At 69.1% G+C, this 16,963-nt stretch carries 8 protein-coding genes; 5 read left to right on the forward strand and 3 right to left on the reverse strand.

Annotated features, from left to right (window positions below; genetic code table 11):
• Window positions 1–110: 110 nt before the first annotated feature.
• Window positions 111–2,186: a glycine--tRNA ligase subunit beta gene (gene glyS / locus JHW38_RS17740; protein ID WP_207522642.1), complete on the forward strand. Its 2,076-nt coding sequence runs from the start codon at window positions 111–113 to the stop codon at window positions 2,184–2,186.
• Between the two features lie 176 nt (window positions 2,187–2,362).
• Here glyS and JHW38_RS17745 read toward each other — a convergent pair whose 3' ends face one another.
• Complete coding sequence (locus JHW38_RS17745) at window positions 2,363–5,269, reverse strand: TonB-dependent receptor (protein WP_207522643.1); 2,907 nt, start codon at window positions 5,267–5,269, stop codon at window positions 2,363–2,365.
• Window positions 5,270–5,780: 511 nt separating this feature from the next.
• Between JHW38_RS17745 and JHW38_RS17750 the strand changes: the two genes are divergently transcribed.
• From JHW38_RS17750 to JHW38_RS17765, 4 genes are all read left to right on the forward strand, one after another.
• Window positions 5,781–7,757, forward strand: a complete 1,977-nt coding sequence (locus tag JHW38_RS17750) for an autotransporter assembly complex protein TamA (protein ID WP_207522644.1) — start codon at window positions 5,781–5,783, stop codon at window positions 7,755–7,757.
• 27 nt (window positions 7,758–7,784) lie between these two features.
• On the forward strand, window positions 7,785–11,681 hold the full coding sequence (locus tag JHW38_RS17755; protein WP_207522645.1) for a translocation/assembly module TamB domain-containing protein: 3,897 nt from the start codon (window positions 7,785–7,787) through the stop codon (window positions 11,679–11,681).
• Between the two features lie 115 nt (window positions 11,682–11,796).
• Window positions 11,797–12,636 carry an ADP-ribosylglycohydrolase family protein gene (locus JHW38_RS17760; protein ID WP_207522646.1) on the forward strand — a complete coding sequence of 280 codons (840 nt, stop codon included), beginning with the start codon at window positions 11,797–11,799 and terminating at the stop codon, window positions 12,634–12,636.
• A gap of 36 nt (window positions 12,637–12,672) precedes the next feature.
• A complete protein-coding gene (locus JHW38_RS17765) occupies window positions 12,673–13,227 on the forward strand; it encodes a DinB family protein (protein WP_207522647.1) in 555 nt (184 codons plus the stop codon).
• Window position 13,228: 1 nt separating this feature from the next.
• Here JHW38_RS17765 and JHW38_RS17770 read toward each other — a convergent pair whose 3' ends face one another.
• A complete protein-coding gene (locus JHW38_RS17770) occupies window positions 13,229–15,928 on the reverse strand; it encodes a serine/threonine-protein kinase (RefSeq protein WP_207522648.1) in 2,700 nt (899 codons plus the stop codon).
• A gap of 245 nt (window positions 15,929–16,173) precedes the next feature.
• Window positions 16,174–16,746, reverse strand: a complete 573-nt coding sequence (locus JHW38_RS17775) for an ECF-type sigma factor (protein WP_207522649.1) — start codon at window positions 16,744–16,746, stop codon at window positions 16,174–16,176.
• Between the last annotated feature and the right edge of the window lie 217 nt (window positions 16,747–16,963).

Genomic DNA, 16,963 nt, shown 5'->3' on the forward strand with positions numbered 1-16,963 from the left:
CTCTCCCGCTTGCGGGAGAGGGGTTGGGGTGAGGGCCTCCCGCCGCCCCGAAACCACCCAATCCCCGGCGCCGTCCGCAGGACGCGCGGCGACACCGCAAAGGCCACCGCATGAGCACGACCCAACCCCTCCTGATCGAACTGGGCACCGAAGAACTGCCGGTCAAGGCGCTGCCGGCGCTGGCCCAGGCCTTCTTCGACGGCGTGCTCGACGGCCTGCACAAGCGCGGCATCGGTTTCGATCGCGACGGCGCCAAGCCGCTGTACACCCCGCGCCGCCTGGCGGTGCTGCTGCGCGCGGTCGACACCCGCCAGCCGGAACAGCGCAGCGAAGTGCTCGGCCCCTACCTCAACATCGCGCTCGACGCCGACGGCCAGCCGACCAAGGCGCTGCAGGGCTTCGCGGCCAAGTCCGGGGTCGAGTGGACCCAGTTGGAGAAGACCAGCGACAACAAGGGCGAGCGTTTCGTCCACCGCGCGGTCAAGCCCGGCGCCGACACCGCGCAGCTGCTGGCCGAGGTCGTGCGCGAGGCGCTGGCGGCGATGCCGATTCCCAAGCCGATGCGCTGGGGCGGCCACGATTACGGCTTCGCCCGTCCGGTGCATTGGCTGGTGGTGCTGCTCGGCAAGGACGTGGTGCCGGCCGACGCGCTCGGCGTCAGCAGCGACCGCATGAGCCGCGGCCACCGTTTCATGCACGACAAGCCGGTGTGGTTCTCGCTGCCGCAGGACTATGTCGAATCGTTGCGCAGCGCGTTCGTGCTGGTCGATCCGGACGAGCGCCGCGAGCGCATCGTGCGCGAAGTCGAAGCCGCCGCCAGCCGCGACGGCGGCCGTGCGCGCATCGACGCGGGCATCCTGGAGGAGGTCAACGGCCTGACCGAATGGCCGGTCGCGGTGGCCTGCGGTTTCGAACGCGAGTTCCTCGCGGTGCCGCAGGAAGCGCTGATCGCGACGATGGAAGCGAATCAGAAATTCTTCCCGGTGCTCGACGCGCAGGGCCAGCTGACCGAGCGCTTCGTCGGCGTGGCCAACATCGAAAGCCGCGACCCGGCCGAAGTGCGCAAGGGCTACGAGCGGGTGATCCGTCCGCGCTTCGCCGACGCCAAGTTCTTCTTCGACGAGGACCTCAAGCAGGGCCTGGAGTCGATGGGCGAGGGCCTGAAGACGGTCAAGTACCAGGACAAGCTCGGCAGCGTCGCCGACAAGGTCGCGCGGGCGACCGCGCTGGCGCAGTCGATCGCCGCCCAGGTCGGCGTCGACCCGGCGCAGGCCGCGCGCGCCGCGTCGCTGTCGAAGAACGACCTGCAATCGCGCATGGTCAACGAATTCCCCGAACTGCAGGGCATCGCCGGCCGCTACTACGCCCGCGCCGCCGGCGAGAACGCCGCGGTCGCCGACGCGATCGACGAGGCCTACATGCCGCGCTTCGCCGGCGACGCGATCGCGCCGTCGGCGCTGGGCCGCGTGGTCGCCATCGCCGAGCGCCTGGACACCCTGGCCGGCGGTTTCGCCGCGGGCCTGAAGCCGACCGGCAACAAGGATCCCTTCAGCCTGCGCCGCAACGCACTGGGCCTGGCGCGCACCTTGCTCGAAGGCGGGCTCGACCTGTCGCTCCGCGCGTTGCTGGACGAAGCGGTGAAGTTGCAGCCGGCGCAGAAGCAGGGAGTCGACGCGGACGAGCTCAGCGAATTCGTCTACGACCGCCTGCGCAACTACTACGGCGAACGCGGCATCGCGATGGCGCAGCTGGAAGCCGTCAGCGCCGTCGCCCACGGCTCGCTGCTCGACTTCGACCGCCGCCTCAACGCCATCGCCGAATTCGCCCGGCTGCCCGAGGCCGAAGCGCTCGCCGCGGCCAACAAGCGCAGCCGCAACATCCTCAAGAAAGTCGAAGGCGGCGTGCCCGAAGCGATCGATCCGGCGCTGTTCAACGAGCCGGCCGAACGCGAATTGGCCGAAGCGGTGGACGCGGCGATCGCCGACACCGACCCGCTGCTGGCCCAACGCGACTACGTCGCCGTGCTCGGCCGCCTGGCGCGGCTGCGCCCGCAAGTGGACGCGTTCTTCGACAAGGTCATGGTCAACGTCGACGACGCGGCGGTGCGCAACAACCGGCTGGCCTTGCTCAAGCGTTTGTCCGACCGGCTCGGCGGGGTGGCGGCGATCGAGCATTTGTCGATCTGATCGCGGCGTTCGCGTTGTAGAAAAGGCCGGCTTTCGCCGGCCTTTTTTTGTCCCTCGAAATGTTCGTCGCCCGAGTGCGGCATCGGCTGCGGAAGATCCGCGACAAAAAAGAGGGCCGGCTTGCGCCGGCCCTCTCCTTACTGCTTCGGCAAGCGGCTCTCGCCGCTACCCGTGGATCAACGGAACTTGTAGTTCACGCCCACGTAGTAAGCGCGGCCGATGGTGTCGTACACGCCCGAACCGAACGAGTTGCCGTACATCGCCAGCGGCGGGTCGGAATCGAACAGGTTGGTGATGCCGCCGTAGACGTCCCAGCCGGTGTCGGCGAAGTCGTAGCTCACGCGGATGTCGTGGACCACGCCCGAGCCGGCCTTGGCCGGAGCCAGGAAGAACGGATCGTTCTTGTAGGTGTCCCAGTCGGTCTGACGGGCGACGCCGGAGACGTAACGGGTGTTCCAGGTGCCGCTCCAGTTGTCGCGGCGGTAGTTGGCGCTGATGTTCGCCTTCCACTTCGGATAGCCCAGCGCGCCCAGGTACTCCACCTTCGCCGCCGGATCGTTCTGGAACGGGTAGTCGGTGTAGTTCAGGGTGCGGGTCGCATCCAGCTGCCACGACATCTTGCCGCCGAACAGTTCGTGCGTGTAGGACGCGCCGATGTCGATGCCGTCGGTTTCCTTGGCCGCGATGTTCTGGTAGATCGCGGTCACGAACGCGATCTGGCCGTCGGCGCGGCGGCGGACGTTGGAGCAGTAGATGTTGCCGATGCCGCCTGGGGTGTCGACGCAGCGCTGCGCGGTCTGCTCGAAGTCGAGCAGCGAGATCGCGTTGCGCAGCTTGATCTTCCAGTAGTCGACGTTGAGGCTGAAGCCTTCCAGGAAGGTCGGGGTGAACACGAAGCCGTAGGTCACGGTGCGGCCGGTTTCGGGCTTCAGGTTCGGATTGCTGCCCGACAGGCCTTCGTTGGTGCCGGTGACCTGGTCGGTGAAGTTGGCCGGCAGGCCCAGCAGCGCGCAGTTGGCGGCGCGCACGGCCGGATCGCTGCCGCGGCCGATCTGCTGGACGTCGCAGGGATCGTCGACGAAGCCGAAGTTCTGGCTCTGGCCGCCGAACAGCTCGCCGATGTTCGGCGCGCGCACCGCCGAGGAGGCGTTGCCGCGCAGACGCAGGCTGTCGTTGATCACCCAGTCCAGGTTGTAACGCCAGGCGCGGGTGTTGCCGGTGGTGTCGTAGTCGGAGAAACGGACCGCGCCGCCGAGGGTCAAGTTCTTGATCAGGGTGATGTCGTGCAGCAGCGGCACCGCGGTTTCGATCCACAGTTCCTTGACGTTGTAGCTGCCGCGCGAATCCGGGATCGCGTTGAGGAAGGTCAGGCCCGCCTTGTCCAGCGAGTCGTTGATCTGTTCGCTGGTCTCGCGACGGTACTCGACGCCGGCGGCGAAGCTCATCGGGCCGGCCGGCAGTTCGAACAGGTTGTTGTTGACCAGCGAGCCGCCGGCGACGAACTGGGTCAGGCGGGTCTTGGCGCGGGTGGTGACGTTGAACCAGTCGCGCGCGGCCTTGCTGATCGCGCCGTCGCCGAAGATGGAGAACGGAACGCAGCTGGCGATGGTTTCCGGCGTGAGCGTCAGGCCCAGGTTTTCGAAGTTGACGTTGGCCGCGGTCGGATCGATCTGCGAGCGGCAGACGATCTTGCCGTTGGCGTCCTTCACCGCGTCCAGGCCCGCGTAGAAGCGTTCCATGTAGCGGTTGTTGAGGTTGTCGCGGGTCTCGGTGGTGCGGCCGTAGTTGACCGACGCGTCGTACTGCCAGTCGCCCTTGCTGCCGAGCACGCCTTCGGCGCCGAGGACCAGGCGCATGGTCTTGCGCTTGGTGTCTTCGCCGCGCAGACCCGAATCGTAGTCGTCGCGGGACAGGAAGAAGCCTTCGCCGCCGGTCAGCGCGCTGAGCGCCGGAGTGACGTAGGCGTTGTCGTCGGCGATGTAGTGGCCGCCGTAGGTGCCGAAGGTGTTGAACGCGGCGGTGCCGAACGACTTCGAGTTGGCCTGGTTGTACAGACCTTCCATGTACAGGCGGTGGTTCTCGGTCACGTCGAAGCTGCCGGCCACGTTCAGCGTGGTGCGGTCGAACTTCGGCTGCAGCTGGTTGGCGCGGTTGCTGTCGTTGTGGTCGCAATCGGTGCAGCGGCGGCGCGAGGTGTCGCGCAGGCCGTCGATGCGCAGCGGACGGTAGGTGCCGTCCGGGTTGAACACGTACAGGTTGGCCGGGTTGCTGAAGCTGCCGGTGCGCGAGAACACGCCGCCGGTGGTGAACTCGTACGAGCCGGCGTTCTTGAAGTAGGAACGGGCGTACGGGCCGCCGGGGGTGTTCAGCGTGGTCACGTCTTCGTTGCCGAAGCGGTCGCGGAACTGCAGGTCGTCCTGGCGCGAGTGCTCGAGCGAGGCGGCGATGTTGCCGCGGTCGTCGGCGAAGTTGGTGCCGGCGGTGACCGAGAACAGCTCCTTGCCGAAGCTGCCGTGCTGGCTGGTGCCGAACTGGGCGTGCAGGTTCACGCCTTCGTACTTCTTCTTGAGGATGAAGTTGATCACGCCCGAGACGGCGTCGGCGCCGTACACCGCGGACGCGCCGCCGGTGATGATTTCGACGCGCTCGATCCAGTCGGCCGGGATCAGGTTGGTGTCGACCGCGGTGTCGCCGGCCGAGGCGCCGACCATGCGGCGGCCGTTGACCAGGACCAGGGTGCGCGAGGTGCCGAGGTTGCGCAGATCCTGCATCGCAATACCGGCGGTGCCGATGAAGCGGCTGGAGTTGCCCATGGTGAAGGTGGTCGCCAGCGCCGGCATCGTGGTCAGCACGTCGCCGATGTTGACCGCGCCGGTGGCCTTGATGTCCTCGGCGGTCAGCACGCTGACCGGCTGCGCGGAGACCACGTTCGGATTGGAGATGCGCGAACCGGTGACGGTGACCGTTTCGATCTTGGTGATGGCTTCGCCCGAGCTCGAGCCGGCCTGCTGCTGCGCGTACGCCGGCGCGGCCATGCCAACCAACGCGGTGCACACCGCGATGGTGAGATTCTTTCTGTTCACGAAGTGGACTCCTGGAATGTGCAGTGACATTGCTTCCCTACCTGAAAACTTCCTTGCTGGAAGAGGGTGGGTGATCGTTATTAGGAGAGACCCCGAGTGACCGGTCCGCAGCCCCCTGCACGACCGATCAGTTTCCCCTGGTACCGAAATTACGTCTTCTTAACGCCGAGTGCAATTAACCTGAAACCTGTCAATGCACTTTTTGTAAGAGAGACAAGCTCTTAGCGCGAAATGTGCGCGCTATCTCATTGATTTTCCGGGGCCCACCCGCGCAGCGTCGGAGTCGGGAACGGATGCGGCCCAGCATGCGGCCAAGATCGGCAAAGGCTGGCGTGCCATATCGCAGGGCTGTGATTCCGGGCGAAGCGATGACCGCACCGGCTGTGCACGAGTGCGTCCTGCGCTGCGCCCGCGACGTGCTTGCGCCGCGTTGACTCCGCAGCCGTTAATCTGAACGCGCACCCCGAATTTTCCTAAACAATACAAGCCGTTACCGGTTATTCTGCGCGCTATGCCATTGATTCCCCGTCTCTTTCTCGCCGGCGCCTTGAGCCTCGGGGCCGCCGGCGCGGCTCAGGCGGCCAAAGTCGACAAAGTCGAAATCCACGGCCTGGACGAGGCGATGACCCACAACGTACGGGTGTCGCTGTCGCTGGTGGACAGCATCGGCAAGGAGGTCTCCGGGCGACGCCTGGGCTACCTGCTGCGCGAGGCCGAGAACGAGACCCGCGAGGCGCTGGAGCCGTTCGGCTACTACTCGCCGACGATCAAGATCGAAGACTCGCGCGGCGCCCGCCTGGTCGCCACGCCTTCGACCGACACCGCCGCCCAGGCGCGCGAGGGCGACCTCGGCGCGCCGGGCGAGCGCGACGCCACGCCCGCGACCGACACGCCCGCGGCCGACGCCAGTGGCGGCGACGCCTCCGCCGACGGCGCGCCCGCCGCGGCGCCGGCGCGCAACGGTTCGTCCGCGCCGCCGATCCGGGTCACCATCACCGTCGACAAGGGCGAACCGGTCAAGGTGCGGCGCTCGGACATCGCCATCCTCGGCGCGGGCAGCGACGATCGTTACCTCAATCAGGATCTGGCCGCGTTCCGGCCGGGGCCGGATCAGGTGTTCGATCATGCGGCGTATGAGGCGAGCAAGACCAAGATCAGTCGACGGCTCGCGGAACGAGGCTACTTCGACGCTGATTTTTCTTCGCGGCGGGTGGCGGTTACGCGCGCGGAACATGCGGCCGACATCGACTTGGTCTGGACCAGCGGCCAGCGCTACGACATGGGCGCGATCAGCTTCGAGCAGACGCCCAAGCGCATCATCCGCGACAGCCTGCTGCAGAAGCTGGTGTATTGGGAGCAGGGCAGCTACTACCACCAGGGCAAGCTCGACCGCTTCCGCGAATCGCTGGCGCGGCTGGACTATTTCTCCAGCATCGACATCGAACCGCTGCCGGACCAGGCGAGCGACGGGCAGGTGCCGGTCAAGGTGACCCTGACCCCGGCCAAGCGCAGCATCTACACCGCCGGCGTCAGCTACGGCACCGACAGCGGCGCCGGCGTGCGCCTGGGCGTGGAGCGGCGCTACGTCAACGACCGCGGCCACAAGGCGCTGGCGCAGATCGACTTCGCCCAGCGGCGCAAGACCGCGACCCTGCAGTACCGCATCCCCGCGTTCGCCTGGCTCGACGGCTGGTACACCTTCAGCCTGCAGGGCAGCGACGAGCAGACCGACTACATCGATTCGCGCCGGATCGAACTGGTCGCCAGCCGCAGCGGCAAGATCAACCAGCACTGGACCGCGACCGCTTCGCTGCACGGCCTGCGCGAGCGTTGGGCCTACTACGACGAACTCGACGACGATCCGGACACGCGCGAGAACTACCGCACCGCGACGTTCGTGTATCCCTCGCTGCGCGCCGAATACGTCGACGTCGACGACAAGCTCTATCCGCGCAGCGGCATCAGCGCCACCGGCATGATCCGCGGCGGCCTGGAAGCGCTGGGTTCGGACGCGAACTTCATCCAGGCCCACGTCACCGGCCGCTGGTTCAAGGGCCTGGGCGAGCGCAGCCGCCTGATCGCGCGCGGCGAGGTCGGCCATACCTTCACCAATTCGCTGACCGACATGCCGCCGTCGCTGCGCTTCTACGCCGGCGGCGACCGCAGCATCCGCGGTTACGAATGGCGCGAGGTCGGCCCGCGCATTCCGCCGGCGGAAGGCCGCAAGGCCTATGCGCTGGGCGCGAAGAACGTGGTGACCTCGAGCATCGAGTACGAGCAGTACTTCAACGAGAGCTGGGGCGGCGCGGTGTTCGTCGACAGCGGCAGCGCGTTCGACAATCAGAAGGACCTGAAGATGCGCACCGGCGTCGGCGTCGGCGTGCGCTGGCGTTCGCCGGTGGGCCCGCTGCGCATCGACATCGCGCGCGGCCTCGACGACCCGGATTCGGGTTTCCAGATCTATCTCAACATCGGCGCCGATCTGTAAGCCGCGCCCAGGACGATTCCGCAGCACATGAGCGATACGCCCCCGCCGCCGCCGACCCCCACCGCGCAGGAGCTGCTGCTCGAACGCCGCCGCCGGCGCCGCGCCGCGGCCCGGCGCTGGGCCTGGCGCAGCAGCATCGCCGCGGCGGTGCTGACCCTGCTGATCGCGTTCGCGGCGTACTGGCTGATCGCCACCATCGCCGGCCGCGACGTGTTGCTGGCGCAGATCGTCGCGCGCCTGCCGGCCGATTCGAGCTTCACCTGGAAGGCCGCCGAAGGCCCGCTGTCGGGCCCGTTGACCCTGCGCGGCGTGCGCTTCGCCTACAAGAAGACGGTGTTCACCGCCGAACGCATCTACCTGGATCCGGCGCTGCGCCCGTTGCTGGGCCGCAAGCTGCGCCTGGACGCGGTGCAGGTCGAAGGCGCCACGCTGGATATCGAAAAGAGCGACGAGCCGTTCGAACTGCCGCGCTGGCCGGACGTGCTGCCGCAGATCGAACCGCCGCTGGCGGTGCAGGCCGACGATGTGCGCATCGACGGCTTCAAGATCGCCCAGGCCGGCGAGCACCTCATCGACATCCGCCAGCTGCGCGCCGGGCTCGATGCGCAGTCGGGCAAGCTGCACGTGGAAAAGCTCGTCGCCGACACCGACCGCGGCCGCTTCACCGCGCACGGCGATTACCAGCCCAGCCGCGATTTCAAGTCCGACCTGACCGTCACCGCGGTGCTGCCGAGCGCGCCCGGCCGTACGCCGCCGCGCCTGGGCCTGGTCGCGCGCGGCGATCTGTCGCGCATGGACGTCGCCCTGGCCGGCGCCGCGCCGGGGCCGGTGCGTTTGACCCTGACCTTGCGCGGCAAGCAAGAAGCGCCGGACTGGCGCTTGCACGCGAAGGCCGACGCGCTCGACATCGGCCTGCTGACCGCGCCCGACGCCAAGCCCAGCGCCACGCCGATGGCGCTGCGTTTCGACGCGCAGGGCAGCGGCGGCGTCGCCGCGCTGGAAGGCGAATTCCGCCAGGGCGACACGGCGGTGACGGTGCTGCCGTCGAAGCTGTCGCTGAAAGAACAGGTGCTGGACGTGCAGCCGTTGGCGCTGCAATTGTTCGACGGCACCGCCACATTGCGCGGCCACGCCGATTTCAGCGACGCCGAAAACGGCCGCTTCAAGTTCTCGATCAACGCGCGCGGCCTGACCTGGGGCGGCCAGGCGCCGCCGACCACGCTCAAGTCGGTGGCCAAGCCTGCGCAGGCAGCGCAGACGCCGGCCACGCCGGCGGTGACGCTGGAAACCGCCGACTTCGGCTTCGCCGGCACGGTCAAAGACTGGGCGGCGATCGGCAACGCCCGGCTGTTGCGCGACAAGCAGGCCGCGACGGTCGAATTCGACGGCCGCGGCAACGACCAGCGCATGAGCCTGAAGTCGCTCAAGGCCAAGATGCCGACCGGCCTGCTCGACGCCAGCGGCGAAGTGGCATGGGCGCCGAAGTTGGCCTGGGATCTCAAGGCCGCGTTGTCGGGCTTCGACCCGGGTTATTTCGCGCCGGAATTCAAGGGCGCGGTCGACGGCCAATTGGCCAGCACCGGCAGCGTGCGCGACGACGGCGGGCTGGAGATCCAGGCCAGCGCCGACAAGCTCGGCGGCCGCTTGCGCGATCGCCCGCTCGGCGGCCGCGGCCGTTTCCTGATGCATGGCGCGGCCACCGGCAAGACCGGCGACGCCTACGAGGGCGACGTCGCGTTGAGCCTCGGCGGCAGCAAGCTCGAAGCCAAGGGCAAGTACGCGCAGGACATCGACGTCGACGCGAAGTTCGCGCCCTTGCAGTTGAACGATCTGCTGCCCAGCGCGACCGGCAGCCTCAACGGCACGCTCAAACTGACCGGCGCGGCCGACGCGCCGAACCTCGACGCCGACCTCAGCGGCAGCGGGCTCAAGTACGGCGACTACCGCGCCGCCAGCTTCAGCGCCAAAGGCAAGCTGCCGTGGCGCGGCCGCGGCGGGCAACTCGCGCTGCGCGCCAGCGATCTCGACGCCGGGCTGGCGTTGTCGTCGCTGAGCGTGGACGCGCAGGGCGCGGTCGAAGCGCTGCAACTGCAGGCGCAGGCGCGCAGCGAAGTCGCGAACCTGGACCTGTCCGGCCACGCCGACAAGCGCGGCAACGTGTGGTCGGGCGCGCTGGCCTCGTTGCAGCTGGCGCCGAGCAAGGGCGCCAGCTGGCGCTTGCAGCAGGCCGCCTCGTTCCGCTGGGACGGCAACAGCGGCGGCTTCAACGACGCCTGTCTAGCCTCCAGCAGCGGCGGTTCGCTGTGCGCCAGCGCCGACTGGCCGCGCCGCGGCGTCGAGCTCAAGGGCCACGGCCTGCCGCTGCTGCTGGCGCAGCCGTATCTGCCCGAGCGCAGCGACAAGCGGCCGTGGGTCCTGCGCGGCGAAATCGCCGTCGACGGCGAACTGCGCCCGGCCGGCAACGGCTGGCGCGGCAACTTCAACGTCAGTTCCGCCAGCGGCGGGCTGAAATTCAGCGAACGCGCGCGGCGCGAGCTGGTGCGCTACAGCGCGCTCTCGCTCAAGGCCAGCTTCGACACGCAGAAGCTCAGCGCCGAACTCAAGTCCGTCTTCAACGACGACGGCCGCATCGAAGCCACCGTCAACACCGGTTGGGACGCGTATGCGCCGCTGTCGGGCAACGTCGCGGTCGACACCGACGAGCTGACCTGGGTCGAGCTGTTCTCGCCCGACATCGTCGAGCCCAAGGGCAAGCTGGAAGGCCGCATCGGCCTGGCCGGCACGCGCAGCAAGCCGCTGTTGAGCGGGCAGGCGCGGCTGTCGCAGTTCACCACCGAAGTGCCGGCGCTGGGCATCGTGCTGCAGGACGGCGACGTGCGCCTGGACGCGCAGCCCGACGGCAGCGCGCGCATCGCCGGCAGCGTGCGTTCGGGCGAGGGCACGCTCAACGTCGACGGCAGCCTCGGCTGGCAGGGCGACGACACGCCGCTGGTGTTGAACGTGCGCGGCACCAACGTGCTCGCCTCCGACACCCGCGACCTGCGCGCGGTCGCCAACCCCGAACTGACCGTGCGCTACGCGGCCAAGCAGCCGCTCAACGTCACCGGCAAGGTCACCATTCCGTCGGCGCGCGTCGACCTGGAGCGTCTGGACCAGGGCGTGTCGGTGTCCGAGGACGTGGTCGTGCTCGACCCGGTCGATCCGGAAAACACCGGCGCCTCGCCGCTGGAGCTCGACCTGACCCTGGCCGTCGGCGACGACGTCAAGCTCAAGGGCTTCGGCCTGGACGGCAAGCTCGGCGGCCAGATGCGGGTGCGTTCGCGTCCGGGCCGCGAGATGGCCGCGAGCGGCGCGCTCAGCGTCGAAGGGCGTTACGAAGCCTACGGACAGAAGTTGCAGATCACCCGCGGCAACCTGGCCTGGAACAACGGCCCGGTGTCCGACCCGATCCTGGACTTGCGCGCCGAACGCGAAGTCGGCGCGGTCAAGGCCGGCGTCGACATCGGCGGACGGGTCAGCGCGCCGACCGTCAATGTCTGGTCCGATCCGGCCAGCTCGCAGTCCGAAGCGCTGGCTTACCTGACCCTCGGCCGTCCGCTGTCGAACCTGACCGGCGACGAGAGCAAGCAGCTCAACGCCGCCAGCGCCGCGCTGTCCGCCGGCGGCGGCCTGCTGGCCTCGCAGCTCGGCGCCAAGATCGGCCTCGACGACGCCGGCGTGATGGAAAGCCGCGCGCTCGGCGGTTCGGTGCTCGGCGTGGGCAAGTACCTGTCGCCGAAGCTGTACGTCGGCTATGGCGTGTCGCTGCTCGGCACCGGCCAGGTGCTGACCTTGAAGTACCTGCTGCGCAAGGGCTTCGATGTCGAGATCGAGTCGAGCACGTTGGAGAATCGCGCGTCGGTGAATTGGCGCAAGGAGAAGTGAGGGCGGCGGCGCGCATGCGCCGCGCCGTTCGGTTCCGACGCGCGGCAACGGCCGGAGGATAAACTGCCGCGCATCGCCCACACGGACCGGGCGGAACCTCACAAGGACTGACGACATGCTGCTGCAACTGGCCATCGGCGACGCATACGGCGCCGGTTTCGAATACGCCCCGGACCGGCTCGTGCGCGAGCGCAACGACGGTGCTGGCTACACTCGCCACCCGCGCCACGATATCGAGCCGGGTTGCTATACCGACGACACCCAGATGAGCCTGGCCATCGCCGAGGCACTGGTCGAAAACGATCCGTGGACCCGCGAATCGCTGGCCGCGCGCTTCGTCGCCGCGTTCAAGCGCGATCCGCGCGAAGGCTACGCCAGCCGTTTCCACGGCCTGCTGACCGAGGTGCGCGACGGCGACGACCTGCTCGCGCGGATCCGGCCCGACAGCGCCAAGAGCGGCGCCGCGATGCGCTCGCCGCCGCTCGGCGTGTTGGCCGATACCGCGCAGGTGATCCGCCGCGCCGAGCTGCAGGCGCGCATCACCCACGACACGTCCGGCGGCGTGGCTTCGGCGACGGCCTCGGCGTTGTGCGCGCATTATTTCGTCCACCGGCACGGGCCGAAGGCCGAGCTGGCCGACTTCCTGCTCGCCTACGTGCCGGGCCCCTGGGATCGGCCGTGGCACGGCAAGGTCGGCGCGTTGGGGATGGACAGCGTGCACGCGGCGGTCGCGGCCCTGCGCGAGCACGCGAGCATGCGCGAGTTGTTGCGCGCCTGCATCGCTTTCACCGGCGATGTAGACACGGTCGCGACGATCGCGCTCGCCGCAGGCGCCCACAGCGAGGAGATCGCGCAAGATCTTCCGGTTTCGCTGTACGAAGGCCTGGAAAACAGCCGCTATGGCCGCGATTATCTGGCGACGCTGGACGCGCGGCTGATGGCGCTGGCAGGCTGACGCGCCGGCACGCGCGCGGCGAACCAGGATCCGGATATGAACCTGCTGGCCCACACCCGCCTGATGGCCGACTACAACCGCTGGATGAACCAGCGCATCTACGCCGCCGCCGCGCGCCTGCCGGCCGCGGCGGTGGCGCAGGATCGCGGCGCGTTCTTCGGCTCGATCCTGGGCACGCTCAACCACCTGATGGTCGCCGACAAGATCTGGCTGCACCGCTTCGCCACCCATCCTTCGCGCTTCGCCGCGCTCGACCCGCTGCGCACGCAGCCGCGGCCGACCGACCTGCGCGCGGTCGAGTTCGACACGCTGCCGCAGTGGCGGGTCGCGCGCGAGCAACTCGATGCGGCGATCGTCGATTGGGCCGGCGAGCTGAGCGAGGCCGATCTGGATCATGTGCTGGCGTACGCCAACACCAAGGGCGTGGTGTCGCAGCGACGGTTCGGATTGCTGCTGCTGCATTTCTTCAATCACCAGACCCATCACCGCGGCCAGATCACCACCTTGTTGACCCAGGCCGGCGAAGACGTCGGCGGCACCGATCTGCTCGAGCTGATTCCGGCCTTGCCGGCGGACGCGTCGGCGCTGTGATTCAACCCGCGCATCCGTCGCGGATCGCCTGCACCTCGCGCAACACCTCGCTCCCATCCGGCCGCGCCTCACCGATGCTGCGCAGCAGGCCGTCCAGCCGCGCCCGCGCTTGGCCGCGCTGGTTGCCGGCGCAGCGCAGTTGCGCGGCATAGGCTTGCGCGCGCCAGCCGAGCTTGCGCAAGGCTTCGTCGTTGATCGGCAGTTCCGCCAGCGAGTCCAGGTGCGACAGCGCGGCGGCGTCGCCGCCGGCGGCTTGCATGCGGGTCAGCGCGAGCTCGGCCGCGCGCGTGCGCGGGTCGCGTTCGCCGTAGGCCTTGCGGGTCAGCGCCAGCGCGCGTTGCAGGCGCGGCGCGGCGCTGTCGCGCGCGCCCAGGGCGAGTTCGGCTTCGCCGAGCTGGCGCTCGGTTTCGCCGACCGGGCCGGAGTCGGCGCCGTCCTGGCGGATGCGCAGGCGCCGCACCTGCTCCAGCGTTTCGCGCGCCTGCGCGCCTTGGCCGGCGTCCAGCAGCACCAGCGCCTGGTCGCTCATCAGCGCGGCCAGCTTCGCCGGCTGCGGCGCGCGCCGGGCGATCTGCAACGCGCGCTCGAATTCGCTCAGCGAACGCGGCAGGTCGCCGCGCTCCCAGGCGACGATGCCGAGCGCGCGATGCACTTCGGTCAGGTCGGCGTCGTCGGGCCGCTGGCGCTGCGGCAGCAGGCTGCCGAGCAGTTGCAGTTCCTTCTGCGCCAGGGCGAACTGGCCTTGGTCGATGTGCAGCGCGACGAGTTGCCGGCGCACGGCGAGGGTGGCCGGGTGCTGCGCGCCGTTGACTTCCAGGGCGATCGCCAGCGCGTCGGTGGCGTCGCGCTCGGCGTCGCCGAGCTGGCCCAGCGAGCGCCGCAGCGCGGCCAGGTTGCGGCCGATCTCGACGTGCAAAGGATGGCGGTCGCCGACGCTTTGCTGCAGCTTGCGCCGCGCCTGTTCGAAACCCAGCAGCGCCTCGCGGCTCTGGCCGGCGTCGGCCTGCAGGCCGGCCAGGTCCATCAGGTTCTCGACTTCGCCGACGTCGGTGTTCTCGCGCATCTCGCGGCGGATCGCCAGCGAGCGTTCGAACAGCTGGCGCGCGCCCTGGCGCTCGCCGTTGTCGCGGCGGCAGCGGCCGAGTTCGGAATAGAACTCGCTGGTCTGCAACGGCAGCTGCGCCTGCTCGCGCCGGGCCAGATCGAGCGCGGGCTGCATCAGCGCGGCGCAGTCGCGAGGCTGGTTCAGCAGCCGCAGCACCTTGCCGCGCTGGTTCAAGGATTCCAGGCGCAGGCTGTCGGGAATGTCGTCGGTGGACGCGATCACCTGCGCCTGCCGATCCAGCAGGCTGCGCGCTTCGCTGTAGTCGCCGAGCCCGGTGCGGATGCGCGCGATCACCCCGAACAGTTCGGCGCGCGAGCGCGGCTGCTTGGCCAGTTCGCGGTTGCCGCGCGCGACCGAAGCGTCGAGCAGGCCGCGCAGGTCCAGCGGCTCGCCTTCGGGCGTGCCGCGCGCGCTTTCGAACAGGCCGACCATGAAGTCCTGCATGGCCTGCGCGCGCGCCGCTTCGGCGACCGCTTCGCGCGCCTGCCAGGCGACCACGCCGAGCGAGGCGCTGAGCACCAGCGCGACCAGCGCCGCGGTCGCCAGCGCCCAGCGGTGGCGCGCCATGTACTTGTTGACCCGGTAGCGCACGCTCTGCGCGCGCGCCAGCACCGGCCGCCCGGCTTCGAAGCGCTGCAGGTCCAGCGACAGCGCTTCCACCGAGGGATAGCGCTGCTCCGGCCGCTTGGCCAGGGTCTTGAGCACGATGTTGTCGAGATCGCCGGCCAGCTGTTTGCCCAGGCGCCGCAGCGAGCCCGGATCCAGGTCGGGATCGTTGGCGTCGGCGTAGCGCAGCACCGCCTGCGAGGGCTTGAGCGGATCGGCGGCGAGGATCGCCTCCTCCCATTCCGCGTCGGTCTGGCGCTTGAGCTTGTACGGCTTGGAATCGGTCAGCAGTTCGTACAGCACCACGCCGAGCGAATACACGTCGGTCATGGTGGTGACCGGTTCGCCGCGCACCTGCTCGGGCGCGGCGTAGTGCAGGGTGAAGGCGCGCGCGCCGGTGCGGGTCTGCTCCGGCAACGGCACGTCGTTGCTGTCGAGCAGCTTGGCGATGCCGAAGTCGAGCAGGCGCACGTCGCCGGCCGGCGTCACCAGGATGTTCGACGGCTTGAGGTCGCGGTGGACGATCAGGTTGGCGTGGGCGTGGCTGACCGCGTCGCAGATCTGCTGGAACATGCGCAGCCGCTTGTCCAGCGAGGTGCGCTGGTTGCGGCAGTAGTCGGTGATCGGCTCGCCTTCGACGTATTCCAGCGCCAGGTACGGCAGCCCGTCGCGGGTCACGCCGGCGTCGAGCAGGCGGGCGATGTAGGGATGGGCCAGACGCGCGAGGATCTGCCGTTCGCGGGTGAAGCGGGTGCGCAGGTTGACGTCGGTCAGGCCCGGCCGCAGCAGCTTCAGCGCGACCCGGCGCTGGTACAGGCCGTCGGCGCGCGAGGCCAGCCACACCTGGCCCATGCCGCCTTCGCCGAGCAGGCTTTCGAGCCGGTACGTGCCGACTTCCACGCCGGGACGCATGCCGGACTGCTGCGGCGCGACCAAGGGTTCGGAGAGGAAATCCTCGTGGCCGTCTTCCAGGCCAATAAGCTCAGTCAACTCCGCCGCCAGCGACGGATCATCCGCGCCTAGCTCGCGAAGACGTTCGGCGCGCGCATCCGGCTCCAGCTCGAGCAACGCATCGAGCAACGGCGAAAGTCGCAACCAACGTTCGGCGTCCATCGAATCAGCCGCGCGCCCGCGCGCGCAGGACGGCGAACAAGAGCAGCGGAGCGACGGCGATGACGGTCATGGCGTTGCGCATTCCTTGCAGGCGCGCACCGCGCGGACCGCGGCGCGGGCGCTCAGCGGCTGGGTTCGTCCTGCAGCGACGCCAGCAGGAACAGTCGCGCTTTCTGCCAGTCGCGGCGGATGCTGCGCTCGGAACGCTGCAGCAGCGCGGCGATTTCCAGTTCCGACAGGCCGGCGAAGTAGCGCAGTTCCACCACCTGGGCCAGGCGTTGGTCGACGCCGGCGAGCTTGGTCAGCGCCGAATCCAGGCCGAGGGTGTCCTCGTCCAGGCGCAGGCCGCCTTCGACGTCGTCGGGCAGTTCGGTGACGCGGTGCAGGTCGCCGCCGCGCTTTTGCGCGAGGCGCTGGCGCGCGTAGTCGACCACCACGCTGCGCATGGCGGAGGCGGCATAGGCGAAGAAATGCGCGCGGTCGTCGAACTGCGCTTCGCGCCGGCCGACCAGTTTGAGATAGGCCTCGTGCACCAGCGCGGTGGCGTCCAGCGTTTGCCCGTGCTGGCCGGCGAGCTGGCGCCGCGCCATCGTGTGCAGTTCCTGATAGAGCGTGGCGAGCACGCGGTCGAGCGCGCCGCGATCGCCTTCGCGCGCGGCGTCCAACAGGATCGTGATGTCAGCGCTTTCGGCCATGTCGCCCCCAATTCGGACCAGACTATAGCGCGTTCAGCTTGGCTTGGAAGCGACACAGGTGGCAGCAAACCTGCGCCGGAATGCAGCAATAGGCTGCGTAACCGGCAGCTTTCATGCGTACAAAATTACCCCGCGGCGTTAACGCGCGAGGCGCCGTCGCGATGACACGGCGGCGCCCCGCTGCGATGAACGGTAAGGGCGCATGGATCCGGACAGC

This window comes from Lysobacter enzymogenes (assembly GCF_017355525.1).
Classification (GTDB): Bacteria; Pseudomonadota; Gammaproteobacteria; order Xanthomonadales; family Xanthomonadaceae; genus Lysobacter; species Lysobacter enzymogenes_C.